At 69.2% G+C, this 12,719-nt stretch carries 13 protein-coding genes; 2 read left to right on the top strand and 11 right to left on the bottom strand.

All coding sequences use genetic code 11. The features are described from left to right. Positions 1-8: 8 nt before the first annotated feature. From D7Y15_RS18120 to D7Y15_RS18170, 11 genes are all read right to left on the bottom strand, one after another. Complete coding sequence (locus tag D7Y15_RS18120) at positions 9-1,844, bottom strand: ATP-binding protein (protein ID WP_120576327.1); 1,836 nt, start codon at positions 1,842-1,844, stop codon at positions 9-11. Then, complete coding sequence (locus D7Y15_RS18125) at positions 1,841-3,004, bottom strand: sensor protein KdpD (protein ID WP_120576326.1); 1,164 nt, start codon at positions 3,002-3,004, stop codon at positions 1,841-1,843. The genes D7Y15_RS18120 and D7Y15_RS18125 overlap by 4 nt, the downstream gene beginning before the upstream one ends. Positions 3,005-3,017: 13 nt before the next feature. Then, positions 3,018-3,617, bottom strand: coding sequence for a potassium-transporting ATPase subunit KdpC (gene kdpC / locus D7Y15_RS18130; RefSeq protein WP_120576325.1), 600 nt, complete (start codon positions 3,615-3,617; stop codon positions 3,018-3,020). 21 nt (positions 3,618-3,638) lie between these two features. Continuing rightward, positions 3,639-5,699: a potassium-transporting ATPase subunit KdpB gene (gene kdpB, locus D7Y15_RS18135; protein WP_120576324.1), complete on the bottom strand. Its 2,061-nt coding sequence runs from the start codon at positions 5,697-5,699 to the stop codon at positions 3,639-3,641. Positions 5,700-5,701: 2 nt separating this feature from the next. Further along, positions 5,702-7,420 carry a potassium-transporting ATPase subunit KdpA gene (gene kdpA / locus D7Y15_RS18140; RefSeq protein WP_121753366.1) on the bottom strand — a complete coding sequence of 573 codons (1,719 nt, stop codon included), beginning with the start codon at positions 7,418-7,420 and terminating at the stop codon, positions 5,702-5,704. 9 nt (positions 7,421-7,429) lie between these two features. Beyond that, positions 7,430-7,519, bottom strand: coding sequence for a K(+)-transporting ATPase subunit F (kdpF, locus tag D7Y15_RS18145; RefSeq protein WP_120576322.1), 90 nt, complete (start codon positions 7,517-7,519; stop codon positions 7,430-7,432). Positions 7,520-7,681: 162 nt separating this feature from the next. After that, a complete protein-coding gene (locus D7Y15_RS18150; protein ID WP_121753367.1) occupies positions 7,682-8,035 on the bottom strand; it encodes a hypothetical protein in 354 nt (117 codons plus the stop codon). Positions 8,036-8,174: 139 nt separating this feature from the next. Beyond that, the gene (locus D7Y15_RS18155) at positions 8,175-8,672 is read right to left on the bottom strand and encodes a hypothetical protein (RefSeq protein WP_120576319.1); all 498 of its coding nucleotides are present in this window, start codon (positions 8,670-8,672) and stop codon (positions 8,175-8,177) included. Positions 8,673-8,682: 10 nt separating this feature from the next. Then, positions 8,683-9,606, bottom strand: coding sequence for a DUF2381 family protein (locus D7Y15_RS18160; RefSeq protein WP_120576318.1), 924 nt, complete (start codon positions 9,604-9,606; stop codon positions 8,683-8,685). A gap of 45 nt (positions 9,607-9,651) precedes the next feature. After that, entirely contained in the window at positions 9,652-10,362 is a 711-nt protein-coding gene (locus D7Y15_RS18165; RefSeq protein WP_120576317.1) for a methyltransferase, read from the bottom strand. Between the two features lie 78 nt (positions 10,363-10,440). Beyond that, positions 10,441-11,751, bottom strand: a complete 1,311-nt coding sequence (locus D7Y15_RS18170; protein WP_121753368.1) for a DUF2185 domain-containing protein — start codon at positions 11,749-11,751, stop codon at positions 10,441-10,443. Between the two features lie 239 nt (positions 11,752-11,990). Between D7Y15_RS18170 and D7Y15_RS18175 the strand changes: the two genes are divergently transcribed. Both D7Y15_RS18175 and D7Y15_RS18180 read left to right on the top strand, forming a co-directional pair. After that, on the top strand, positions 11,991-12,518 hold the full coding sequence (locus D7Y15_RS18175; RefSeq protein ID WP_211487125.1) for an RNA polymerase sigma factor: 528 nt from the start codon (positions 11,991-11,993) through the stop codon (positions 12,516-12,518). Then, on the top strand, positions 12,518-12,719 hold a 202-nt coding region (locus D7Y15_RS18180), incomplete at its 3' end, for an anti-sigma factor (RefSeq protein WP_147452044.1). The genes D7Y15_RS18175 and D7Y15_RS18180, both read left to right, overlap by 1 nt.

The following is a 12,719-nucleotide window of genomic DNA, read 5'->3' on the forward strand; positions in this document are numbered from 1 at the left end:
CGCGGGCTTCAGCCCTGTTCAGGCTGTGGCAGCGTGAACCAGAAGGTGCTGCCCTGGCCCGGGGTGCTCACCACGCCCAGCTCGCCGCCGTGGGCCTGGACGATGTCGCGTGCGATGGACAGCCCCAGGCCCGCGCCTCCCGCCGGTGCGCCCGGGGCGCGGTAGAACTTCTCGAAGATGCGCGCCTGCTCCTGGGCGGGGATGCCCTCGCCGGTGTCCTCAACCTCGAAGCGCACGAGGGTGCCTTCGCGCGACACGTGCACGGATACCTCGCCGTCGTGCGGCGTGTGCTTCACGCCGTTGCCCACCAGGTTTCCCAGCACCAGGTGCAGCCGGTCTGGATCCACCCGCACCGTCTCCACGTCCGGTGACAGGGATTGCGACAGGCGCACGCCCCGGTCCTCCGCCAGCGTGCGCTGTGCGGCCAGCGCCTGCTCCACCAACTCCTCCGTGCGCACCTCCCGCACGTCCAGTTGGAGCTGCCCGGACTGGATGCGCGACAGGTCCAGCAGGTCGTCCACGATGCCCTGCAACCGCTCGCAGTCCTCGCGCGCCGCGAAGAGCAGGTCCGCCTGCTTCTCGGTCACCTGCCCCACGACACCTTCGGCCACCAGGTGGATGGCCATGCGCAGCGACGTGAGCGGCGTGCGGAACTCGTGCGCCACCGTGGCCACCAGGTCGTTCTTCAATTCGTCGAAGCGCCGCAGCCGCGTCACGTCCTGGAGGATGAGCGTGGCGCCCACCACTTCCCCGGTCTCTCCGTGCACCGGGCTGCCTCTCGGCAGGAGCCACCGGACGCCCTCTGGAGACGACTCCACTCGCACCGCCTCCTCGTAGCCCCGGGGCTGGTACGCGCCCCTTCCTCCCACGACGTGCGCTCGCACCCGCTCCAGCACGGCGCGCACCTCGGGTTCCACCCGGCCCAGCGCGTCCCCGCCCTCGTCCAGCCGCAGGCGCAGCACGTCCTCCGCCGCGGCGTTCACGTTGAGCAGCCCGCCTTCCGCGCCCAGCACCAGCACGGGGTCGGGCAGACTGTCGATGGCCGCCTGCGACACCGCCTGCGCCTGGAGCAGTTCGCCCAGGCTGCTCTTGCGGTACTGCGCCAGCCGCTCCGCCATGGTGTTGAAGTCCCGCGCGAGCCCGGCGATTTCGTCGCGCCCCTCCACCACCGCTCGCGCCTCCACGTCGCCCTGCCCCAGGCGGCGCACCGCTTGCGACAGCACGGACACCGGACGGAGCGCTCGCTGCACCAGCGACGTGGTGAAGAACAGGCCGAAGCCCAGCGCCGCCACCACCGCCAGCGCCATCAACGTGTTCACCTGCTCGCTCTGCTGGCGCAGCCGGTCGTTCTTGCGCACCATCGCGTCCTGGTTCAGCGCGAGGACGGACGCCGCCGCGGCCTTCGCCTCCTGGAAGGCCGGTGAGAGCGATTCGAAGTAGCTCGTGCGCGCGGCCTCCGGGCCACGTGCCTGGAGGAAGACGTCGAACTCCTCGCGGTACTTCGTCCACGCGGTGCGCAGCCGCTGCGTGGCCTCCGCTTCGCCGGGTTCGGTGATGTTGCCCTGCTGGATGCCCAGCTCCAGCTCCAGCGGTGGGCGCTGCGAGGCCTGCTGGGTCATGCCCCGCTCGCGCTCGCCCGCGATGATGAACAGCGCCGCGCTGTCCATGCGCTCCAGCTGCTCCGTGATGCGCTGGGTGGCGAGCACGCTGCGGTAGTTGTCCTCCAGCACCTCCTGACCGGAGCGGCCCACTCGCGCCAGGGTGATGACGGCCGTGGCGCCCAGGAAGAGCAACGCCAGCACCAGTGGCACCTGGGCCAGCAGCAGCCGCGAGCGCAGCGTCATGGGCGCTTCTCCTCGTGGGATTCGAAGGACACGACGTGGATGTCGAAGCCCTCCCCTTCCCGCAAGAGGCGCGCGTCCGCGGTCATCCCCAACCGCTGGCGCCACTTCGCCTGGTTCGAACGGCCGATGATGATGTGCCCCACGCCGTGCGAGCGGGCGAAGTCCAGCAACGCCGCCACCGGGTCACTGGAGCGCAGGCGCACCACCTCCGCGCCCAGCTCCTTCGCCTTCTCGATGTTCGTCAGCAGGTGCCGCTGCGCCTCCGCGTCGATGAGGTTCGGCGCCTCGCGCGGCGTCTCCACGTACACCACGAACCAGTCCGTGTTGAGCCGGCCCGCCATGCGTGAACCCCGTCGCAACAGCGTCGCCGCGCGCGGCGGATGGCTGGAGAGGGCCACCAGCACCCGGCCCCACGCGCCGCCCTTCTGGGACGGGTCCTCGCCTGCCAGGGCCTGCCTGCCCGTGGTGGCCCGGTCCAGGCTCTCCGCCACTTCGCGCAGGGCCAGCTCGCGCAGCGTGGAGAGGTTGTCTCCGGTGAAGAAGCGCTCCAGCGCGTGCGGCACCTTGTCCGGCGCGTAGATCTTCCCCGCCTTGAGCCGTTCGTGCAGGTCCTCCACCGCGAGGTCCAGGTTCACCACCTGGTCCGCCGTCTTGAGGAAGCTGTCCGGCAGCGTCTCCCGCACGGTGACTCCGGTGTTGCGCTCCACCAGGTCGTTGAGGCTCTCCAGGTGCTGCACGTTGAAGGCACCAATCACGTTGATGCCCGCGGCCAGCAGCTCCTGCACGTCCTGGTAGCGCTTGCGGTGACGGCACACGGGCGCGTTGGTGTGGGCCAGCTCGTCCACGATGGCCACCTGCGGCTTGCGCGCGAGGATGGCGTCCAGGTCCAGCTCCTCCACAGTGACGTCCCGGTACGTGATGCGCTGGCGCGGCACGACCTCCAGGCCCTCGACCAACGCCTCCGTCTCGGGACGACCGTGGGTCTCGACAAAGCCCAGCACCACGTCCACGCCGCGCGCCTTCAGCGCGTGCGCTTCCTCCAGCATGCGGAACGTCTTGCCCACGCCCGCCGCGAAGCCGATGTAGAGCTTCAGCCGGCCGCGCCGGCCGCGCTCCACCAGCTCCAGGAAGTCCTCCGCGCGAGGACGCCGCGTCGTCATGACTGCCTTCTCCTCACCGGGAGGCCGTGGGCGCGGGTCCGCCGAACTGACGGTCCATCGCGAGGTTCAACGTGAGCACGTTCACCCGGGGTTCTCCCAGCACGCCGAACGTTCGTCCTTCCACCCGGGACATCACCAACGCCCGCACGCGCGCCGGGTCCACGCCTCGCGCTCGCGCCACGCGGGGAACCTGCCACAGCGCCGCCTCCGGCGACACCTGCGGATCCAACCCGGACGCGGACGCTGTCACCAGCTCGCCGGGCACCGGGCCTTCGGCCTCGGGGTTCTCTCGGCGCAGCCGGTCCGCCTCCGCCACTGCTCGGTCGCGGAGCTTCTGGGACGTGGGGCCCAGGTTGCTTCCGCTGGAGGCCGTCGCGTCCCAGCCCGTGCCGGCGGCGGAGGGACGCGGCTGGAAGTAGCCCGGTTGCGTGAAGCCCTGGGCGATGAGCGCGCTGCCCACCACCCGGCCGTGGTCGTCCTTCACCAACGACCCGTTGGCTTCACTCGGGAACAGCACCTGCGCCACGCCAGTGACGGTCAGGGGGTACAGCACGCCCGTGAGGGCCAGCGTGACGGCGCTGACGCGCAGGGCGGTGAGGAGCGCGGAGACCATGGATGTTCCTTTCTTGTGTGCTCAGGCCAGGCCCACGGTGGTGAGCACCACGTCGATGACCTTGATGCCCACGAACGGGACGATGACGCCGCCCACGCCGTAGAGGAGCAGGCTGCGGCGCAGGAGGGCCGCCGCGCCCAGCGGGCGGTAGCGCACGCCCTTCAGCGCCAGCGGGATGAGCGCCACGATGATGAGCGCGTTGAAGATGACGGCGGACAGGATGGCGCTGAACGGCGACGTCAGCCCCATCACGTTGAGCGGGGCAATCTGCGGGAAGACGCCCATGAACAGCGCCGGGAGGATGGCGAAGTACTTCGCGACGTCGTTGGCGATGGAGAACGTGGTCAGCGTGCCTCGCGTCATCAGCAACTGCTTGCCTACCTCCACCACCTCCAGGAGCTTGGTGGGGTTGGAGTCCAGGTCCACCATGTTGCCGGCCTCCTTTGCGGCCTGGGTGCCGGTGTTCATCGCCACGCCCACGTCCGCCTGGGCCAGCGCGGGCGCGTCGTTGGTGCCGTCACCCGTCATCGCCACGAGCTTGCCCTTGCCCTGCTCCGCTCGAATGAGCGCGAGCTTCGCCTCCGGGGTGGCCTCCGCCAGGAAGTCGTCCACGCCGGCCTCTCTCGCGATGGCCGCCGCGGTGCGCGGGTTGTCGCCGGTGATCATCACCGTGCGGATGCCCATGGCGCGGAAGCGGTCGAAGCGCTCCTTGATGCCGCCCTTCACCACGTCCTTCAGATGGATGATGCCCAGCACCCGAGCGCCGTCCGCCACCGCGAGCGGCGTGCCTCCTGCGTCACCGATGCGACCCGAGACCTGGGTCAGCTCCTCCGGCACGGTGCCACCCTGCGCCTGCGTGTAGCGGACGATGGCGTCCACCGCGCCCTTGCGGATGCTGCGCGGGTGCGGGTCCACCAGGTCGCAGCCGCTCATGCGCGTCTGCGCGGTGAAGGGGACGAAGGTGGCCTGATGCGCTCGCAGCTCGCGCGGACGCATCTTGTACGTGTCCTTGACCAGCGTGACGACGGAGCGCCCCTCTGGCGTTTCGTCCGCGAGGCTCGCGAGCTGCGCGGCCTCCGCCAGTTCCTCCGCGCGCACGCCCGGCATGGGCAGCAGCTCCGTGGCCATGCGGTTGCCCAGGGTGATGGTGCCCGTCTTGTCGAGCAGCAGCGTGTCCACGTCCCCCGCCGCCTCCACCGCTCGCCCGCTGAGCGCGAGCACGTTCTTGCGCAGGAGCCGGTCCATGCCGGCGATGCCGATGGCGCTCAGGAGGCCGCCGATGGTCGTGGGGATGAGGCACACCAGCAGCGCCACCACCGCCGTGCCGGACAGCGGCACGCCCGAGTAGAGCGCCAGCGGCACCAGCGTCACGCACGCCATCAGGAACACCAGCGTGAGGCCCACCAGCAGGATGTGCAGCGCGATTTCATTGGGCGTCTTCTTGCGGGCCGCGCCTTCCACCAGGCCGATCATCCGGTCGAGGAACGACTCTCCCGGATCCACGCTGATGCGGATGACGATGCGGTCGGACAGCACCTTCGTGCCTCCGGTGACGGCGGAACGGTCGCCTCCGGACTCGCGGATGACGGGGGCGGACTCGCCGGTGACCGCGGACTCGTCCACGCTGGCGATGCCCTCCAGCACCTCGCCATCGCCGGGGATGACGTCTCCGGCTTCGCACACCACGCGGTCGCCCTTGCGCAGGGCGGGGGCTCCGACGCGTTCCTCCCGGCCATCGTGGGTGAGGCGGCGGGCCTGGGTGTCCTGACGCATGCGGCGCAGGGCGCTCGCCTGGGCCTTGCCTCGGCCCTCCGCCACGGCTTCGGCGAAGTTGGCGAAGAGGACCGTGAACCACAGCCACAGCATCACGGACACGGTGAACCACATGGGCGCGGTGGGTTCCCCAGAGACCGTCAGGTCCTTGAGGACGAACACCGTGGTGAGCAGGCTTCCGGCCCACACCACGAACATCACCGGGTTCCGGGCCACGTCGCGCGGGTGGAGCTTCTTGAGGCTCTCCCACACCGCGGGCTTGAGCAGCGCGGGGTCCAACAGCGAGGCCTGCTTGCTTGCGGGGGCCATGGTCAGAACACCTTTCCGGCCGCGCCGAGGAAGTGCTCGACGATGGGGCCCAGGGACAGCGCGGGGAAGAACGTCAGCGCGCCCACGACGACGACGACGCTCACGAGCAGGCCGGTGAAGAGGACGCCGTCCGTGGGGAAGGTGCCGGGCCCCGGGGCCACGGCCTTCTTGGCCACGAGCGAGCCCGCCAGTGCCAGCACCGGCACCATCATCAGGAAGCGGCCCGCGAGCATCGACACGCCCAGGCTGATGTTCCAGAACGGCGTGTTGGCGTTGAGGCCGGCGAAGGCGCTGCCGTTGTTCGCCACGCCACTGGTGAACGCGTAGAGGATTTCGGACAGGCCGTGCGGCCCCGCGTTGTTGAGGGACGACGTGCCCTGCGGGAGCACCGCCCCCACGGCGGACAGGCCCAGGATGACCAGCGGGAAGACGAGCACGTACAGCATCGCGAGCGTCATCTCGCGCGCTTCGATCTTCTTGCCGAGGAACTCCGGCGTGCGGCCCACCATCAGGCCCGCGATGAAGACCGCGAGCACGGCCATCACGAGGATGCCGTAGAGGCCCGCGCCGACACCGCCAAAGATGACCTCGCCCAGTTGCATGTTGACCATGGGCACCAGCCCGCCCAGCGGCGTGAAGCTGTCATGCATGGAATTGACCGCGCCGCATGACGCGTCGGTGGTGACGGTGGCGAACAGCGTGGAGGCCGCGACGCCGAAGCGCGTCTCCTTGCCCTCCTGGTTCCCGGACTGGAGGACGTTCGCGGAGGCGAGCGCGGGGTTGGGTTGGGACTCGGCGGCGTAGCTGGCGGCGGCGCCCACGAGGAAGAGGACGGACATGGCCGCGAAGAGGACCCAGCCCTGCTTCGTGTCGCCGGTCATCTTGCCGTAGGTGTACGTGAGGCCCGCGGGCAGCACGAAGATGAGCAGCAATTGGATGAGGTTGGTGAGCGGCGTGGGGTTTTCGAAGGGGTGGGCGCTGTTGGCGTTGAAGAAGCCGCCGCCGTTGGTGCCCAGCATCTTGATGGCCTCCTGCGAGGCCACGGGCCCGAAGGCGAGCGTCTGCTTCACGCCCTCCACGGTGGTGTGCTCGGGGTATGGCGCGAGGCTCTGGAGCACGCCCTGTGACACGAAGAACAGGGCCGCGAGGAAGCTCAGGGGCAGGAGCACGTAGAGCGTGCCTCGCACCAGGTCCACCCAGAAGTTGCCCAGGGTCTTGCGGCCTTCGGGGCCAGGGCGGCGGGTGAGGCCTCGCGCGAGGGCGAGCGCGACGCCCAGGCCCGTGGCGGCGGAGACGAAGTTCTGCCACGTCAGCCCCAGCATCTGGGTGGCGTAGCTCATCGTGGATTCACCGGCGTACGACTGCCAGTTGGTGTTGGCCACGAAGCTGGCGGCGGTGTTGAAGGCGAGCGCCGGACCCACGGCGGGCAGGCCCTGGGGGTTGAGCGGGAGCACGTGCTGGAGCCGCTGGAGCGCGTAGAGGACGACGAGGCCCACGGCGCTGAAGGCGAGCAGGGCGGCGGCGTACTGGACCCACGTCTGCTCCTGGTCGCGCTTCACGCCGCACAGGCGCAGCAGGGCGCGCTCGATGGGACCGAGCACGCGAGGCAGGGGTTGGGTGTCGGCCTCGAAGACACGGAAGAGGTAGAGGCCCACGGGCTTCGTGAGCGCGAGGACGAGCGCGAAGAACAGCAGGGTCTGGAGCCAGCCTATGAGGGTCATGGCGGGCTCCTAGAAGCGCTCGGGCCGGAGCAGGGCGTAGACGAGGTAGACGGAGAGGAGGACCGCGAGCGCGGTCCCTGCGGCGTATTCGAAGCTCATGGCCCCAGGAGCATGAGCATCCGCCGTACCGGAGCGGGCCCCCGTCAGGCCCAGGCGTTCCGAGGGGTTGTGGGAGCTGTCCTCCTGGCCGGGTTGCAATGTGCACGAACCGGCTCCGTGCACCCCTGCGAGGTGAAATGGGGCGACGGAGCCGCCGTGCGCCTACGGTGAATTGGACACAGACGAGTCGCAGTCCGAGGTGCACTTGCCCGAGCAGGCGACCTGGCCGGGATATGAGTCCAGGATGGCGCACTGGGTGCCTCCCGTGCAGGACACGAGCTCGGTGCAGACCTTTGAATCATCCACGCAGCGCGCCTTGGACACGCCGTCCAGCTTGAGCACGAGGCAGGACAGGCCCTGGGGACACTGGGGCAGGTCCACGCCGCACTCCTGCGCCAGGTCCAGCGACTGCCCCTCCCGCAGCTTCAGCCTCCCCTGCCCTCCCTCGCCGTCCGACCCACAGGCCGCGAGGGCCATCACCGTCAGACAACCGCCCAGCATCCGCATCCAGCGCATCGTGGCTCCTTGGAGTCGTTCAGCCTCCTGCCCGCAGCAAGGCATGGACCAGGAGGGCCGCTCAGGGATTCCGCGCGGTTGGCGGCGGGCGGAGGCCTCGGAATTCTGATGCGACCTCGAATCCCTGTCGGCCTACGCCTCAGCGGAACTCGTCCACGATGTATACGCCCGCGCGCGGGGAGTTGAGGATCGCGGTTCCTGGCTTGGACTCGGGTCGCTTGCGCAGTTGCCCGAAGCCGAGCCTCGCCACCGCGCAGATGGGCACGCGGTCCTTTCCCTTCAGGAACTGGGCTTCGTAGTACCGGATGACCGGCTGTTCTCCGCCCGTCCAGACACGTCCGTAGAGGCGCATGGGCGCCTCCAGCGTTCCGATGTCCTCGTCCAACACGCTCTCGATGGGCCCGTCGTGCAGCGTGATGTGCTCTGCCCGGCTCTGGTTCGCATCCAGTTGGACCCATGCGGCTTCACCCACGTAGAGCTGCAGGTACCGCATCACCTCCAGCGACTTCTCAGGGCACTTCTCCGACATGGGCGTTCCATCCGCACGAAGGCGGACGTCGCCCAGAGTCGTCGCACAACCCGGATGCAGGGCCAACAGGCCCATCCAGGCCACGAGCACGTATCGACGCGAGGTCATGCGGCTGTTCCTACTTCCCGAGCAAGCTCGGGCTCAACTCAACAACCGCCTGCCGCAGCCCATCGTGCCGGTACAATTCCAGGAACAGGGACGTCAGCGTCCCACTGTCCACGAACGCGCTCCCGTCCACCACGAGCCCGATGACACCCGAGGTCCCAGGTTCAATCACCGCTGAGGATGACCGGACCGCCAGCGGCCGCTCGCGAGTGTCCGACCTGCCCACGAGCCGTACGGAGCTCATGCTCCACGGGCGGCGAGCAGACAGGTTCTTCACCTTGAACACGACCGCGGCCTTGCCCGTGCCCCGGTAGACCGTGCCATCCAGTGTCGTGTCGCCATCCGTGCCGGAGAAATGATCCGCGACGCCGAAAGGCGTCTGTGCCACCGCGCCCGTGGTCAGCAGGGCCGCCAACGCGTGGTCCTCGGAAACCTCCTCCTTGTGGAGCCGCTCGTTCTCCGCGCGAAGGGTCTTGTTCTCCTTCTCCGAGTCCACCAGCGCCGAAGCCATGGCCTCGTAGCCATCCCGGTCCTTGTAGACGTTGAGCTGCTGGTCCGCGCTTCCATGCTCGCGCCGTCCCGGAGGACGGAGGAGGAAGGGGACCTCTCGCGCATCCGACAACGTGACGAGCAGGGAGAAGCCTTCCTCCGGTGCCAGGTCGCGCCGGGGCTCCAGCACCACCTTCCGGCCCACGACGCCCACCGGTTCGAACCGCCCCTCTCCGCCCACCAACCGTGCCCGGAGCGGCGAGAGGTCCTGCTCGAAGCGGAGGACCGTCACGACCTGCCCCTTCACGTAGATGCGCTGGGGCGCGGCCTCGGGCTGCTCAGGGAGGACGAGCGTCCGGATGACGGCGTGCTCGTGCTCCTCCGCCACGGCCGCGCCGGCGAGCAGCGTCCCGAGCAACGCCCACGTCCCAGGTAGAGCGATTCGCATACAACCTGGGACATAGCATCGGCCTCTCGGGGGTCCAAGCCGCGCTCAGGGCTCGAAGCGCGCCAGGAAGACCTTGTACTGGAGCGAGACGAAGAGCGGCTTCGGCGCCACCAGTCCCGCCTGCGCGAACATCGCGAACAGCGCCGCATCGGACTCGATGGGCTGCATCTTCGCCATGGCCTGACGCCGGGCCTCCAGCTTCTCCAGCGGCACTCCGTACGTCCGCAGCCGCCGGAACTCGACGTTCGTCAGCTCGGGGTCCTGGCCGATGCGGCAGCCCAACACCAGCGGCGCTCCCGGCTTGAGCCTCCGCGTCACCTCTCGCAGCAATTCGACGCGGGCCTCTTCTCCCTCCACGTGGTGCAGCACGCCCATCAACTGCGCGCCGTCGAACGGGGGACCTTGCGGCAACGTCCGCAGCTCGCCTTCGTGCAGGTGCGTGCGCGACAGCAGCCCCTCCGCCTCCAGGCGCTTGCGTGCGACTTCCAGCATCGGGCCGGAGGGCTCCACGCCCGTGAAGTGCCAGCCCGGCACGTTGAAGCGGAGATAGGGCACCAGTTCCGCGCCCGTGCCCAGGCCCACGTGGAGCAGTGACGCCGTTTCCTGGCCGTCCAACCGGGCAGCCAGGGCGCTGACACCCAGCTCATATGCCGCCTGGTAGCCAGCGAGGCTCACCGCCGCCTGGGCGTCGTAATGGGCCGCGCGGTCGGCTCCAAAGCCATGGACCGGCGCATGTGCGGAATGTTCGTGGGTCATGACCGCAAGATGCGCCCGCCCCGCTCGGAATGGCAGAGCGGGGATTCAGACGGAATCAGCGGATCTTTCGATGGCGGCTCACTCCTCCGGAACGAACCCGTTCCCCTCGCGCCGGAACACCGCGCCGACCGGCGCGTCCAGGATGGCGTCCAATTCCTTGTCCCGGCCCAGCAACGAGCGCAGCGGGACGATGACCGCGTTGCCGCTCTCCTCCATGTACTCCTCGGTCTCCAGGCCCGAGGTGAAGAGCCAGCCGCTGTCCTCCTCCGCCGCGGGCTTCGAGCGCTCCGCGAAGCGGATGGGTTCCCCGTTCTCCGTGATGAAGCGCGTGACCAGCGCCTTGCGCTGACGCAGCCGGATGCCTCGCAGCAACTTCTGCCGCTCCTCCGTGCCCAGCTCCACCCGGACGCGCACCGTCCGCCCCTTCGCGTCCAGGTGCCGGCTCACCGTGAAGATGCCGTCCCCCCAGCGGTTCCCACATCCCACCACGCGCGCGCCGTCCAACACCAGCGAGGCCGTGTCCTCCTCGCTCTCACGCAGCCCGGCGTTCAACTTCTCCAGGTTGCAGTGCGGCCGGTAGTCCACCCCCACCGCGAGCCCGTCCTTCTCGAGGCGCTCCTGCAGCGGCGTGGCCTTCTCCCCCACCCGGTCCATGGGCAGGTCCTTCCACCCATACAGCCCGTCGCCCAGGTCGCTCGCGCCCAGCTCCTTCGCGAGCTTCGGCGCGTCCCTGCCGTGAAACACATAGTCCGCCAGCCCGTCCTCCGGCTCCCACATGCGGAACCGTCCCATCGGGCCCAACCCGGCGAACAGCAATTGACCGTGGTCCACCATCACCCCGGACACCTGCTCCGACCGGGCCGCCTCCGCCTCCCCGTCCACGACGATGTCGATGGACCGCCAACGCCCGCCGAACTCTCCCGGCGGCATGGGCATTCCAATCACTTTCAACCCACGACTTGAGGGCAGGCCTCCCACGACCACAGCCCACAGGCCGTTGTACTTCACAACCCCCAATCCCTTTCCATGCTCCAACGCCAGCCGGGCCCGCTCCGTGTGGGGAATCCGCGCTGACAACACCTCCGCGCGCGCATCAAAGCCTTGCTCCCGGGCGAACCCCTCGAAGTGCGCCGCGGCGTCCGCCGGGTCCTTCCTGTCGAAGAGGAAGCGCGGGTCGAATTCACGGTCGTAGGCCTGGCCCGCTGCTTCCGCGTCCGGCCCGGTGATGCGCAGGTCGTGCTCCGCCGGGGCCTTCTTCCGAGGCGACGCCGGCTCCGAGTCATGCCGCCAGAAGCGCCCCAGGCCTGGAGCCAGGATGAGCAGCACCCCCTCTGGCAGGTCGATGTCTCCCAGCTCCACGGGCTTCGGTGTCTTCGCGGGTCGCGCCATGGCTCCGGACCCTACGCCACGCAGTCAAATGCACCCCAGACAAACGGAATGGCTTTCATCCCCCACGCCCATACGCGCGGTGCGATCCAGAAAAACCCCTCCGGGACACAAGCGTTGTCAGCCAACTCCCCCCATCCGTAAGGCTTTAACAAGGTTTTAAAGGAATCAAACCTATCACGTTTTCTTTTAAGTACCGGCACTGGGGGCTTCACGTGAGAGAAGAACTCGACACTTCAGACATGGAGTACGCCGATTTCGCGGTCCGTCATCAGCCCATCCTGATGGCGGTCGCCCGGAACATCTGCGGGGGGAATGCCACTGTTTGCGACGACCTGCTCCAGGACGTCCTGCTGCGGGCCCTGCTGAAGTGGGACACCTTGCGCGGCTGGGCGGAGCCGGCGCGCCGCGCGTGGCTGGTACGGGTGCTGCACAACCGCTTCCTCGACCAGTGCCGCCGCTCGCGCACGGAAGCCACCACCGCCATCAACCTGGGCAACGTGCACAAGCTCTTCGAGGAGCCGGAGTCACGGGACCAGGAGCTGTGGGAGTTCATCACCGAGCCGGAGCTGCTCAAGGCCGTCTCGGCGCTGCCCTTCAACCTGCGCCGCACCTTCGAGCTGCACTCGGAGGGGCTGCGCCACGCGGAGATCGGCCGCCGGCTCGGGGCGCCCGTGGGCACGGTGGGCACGTGGCTCTACCACGCGCGGCTGAAGCTGCGTGACCAGCTTCGCGACATGGCCGAGGCCCGTCGGAAGCTGGGGAGCTGATGAACGTCCACTGCCCCCACCTCCCCGCCTTCGTGGACGGGGAGCTGCCCCTCGAACACCACGAGGACTTCCGCGCGCACCTGGCCTCCTGCGAGCCGTGCGGCGTGCGGCTCCATGACCTGCTGCAGGCGGACATCCTCGGACGGCTGGCGCACACGAAGGCGCCGCCGACTCCCGAGGCCACGGGGATTCCCCCAGCCC

Origin of the sequence: Corallococcus sp. AB030 (assembly GCF_003668965.1) — a bacterium.
In the GTDB taxonomy this organism is placed as follows: domain Bacteria; phylum Myxococcota; class Myxococcia; order Myxococcales; family Myxococcaceae; genus Corallococcus; species Corallococcus exiguus.

Coding starts and splice junctions, on each gene's coding strand:
- D7Y15_RS18175 (WP_211487125.1), top strand. CDS start 11,991: ATGGAGTACGCCGATTTCGCGGTCCGTCATCAGCCCATCCTGATGGCG.
- D7Y15_RS18165 (WP_120576317.1), bottom strand. CDS start 10,362: ATGACCCACGAACATTCCGCACATGCGCCGGTCCATGGCTTTGGAGCC.
- D7Y15_RS18160 (WP_120576318.1), bottom strand. CDS start 9,606: ATGCGAATCGCTCTACCTGGGACGTGGGCGTTGCTCGGGACGCTGCTC.
- D7Y15_RS18155 (WP_120576319.1), bottom strand. CDS start 8,672: ATGACCTCGCGTCGATACGTGCTCGTGGCCTGGATGGGCCTGTTGGCC.
- kdpF (WP_120576322.1), bottom strand. CDS start 7,519: ATGAGCTTCGAATACGCCGCAGGGACCGCGCTCGCGGTCCTCCTCTCC.
- D7Y15_RS18120 (WP_120576327.1), bottom strand. CDS start 1,844: ATGACGCTGCGCTCGCGGCTGCTGCTGGCCCAGGTGCCACTGGTGCTG.
- D7Y15_RS18170 (WP_121753368.1), bottom strand. CDS start 11,751: ATGGCGCGACCCGCGAAGACACCGAAGCCCGTGGAGCTGGGAGACATC.
- D7Y15_RS18125 (WP_120576326.1), bottom strand. CDS start 3,004: ATGACGACGCGGCGTCCTCGCGCGGAGGACTTCCTGGAGCTGGTGGAG.
- kdpC (WP_120576325.1), bottom strand. CDS start 3,617: ATGGTCTCCGCGCTCCTCACCGCCCTGCGCGTCAGCGCCGTCACGCTG.
- kdpA (WP_121753366.1), bottom strand. CDS start 7,420: ATGACCCTCATAGGCTGGCTCCAGACCCTGCTGTTCTTCGCGCTCGTC.
- D7Y15_RS18150 (WP_121753367.1), bottom strand. CDS start 8,035: ATGCGCTGGATGCGGATGCTGGGCGGTTGTCTGACGGTGATGGCCCTC.
- kdpB (WP_120576324.1), bottom strand. CDS start 5,699: ATGGCCCCCGCAAGCAAGCAGGCCTCGCTGTTGGACCCCGCGCTGCTC.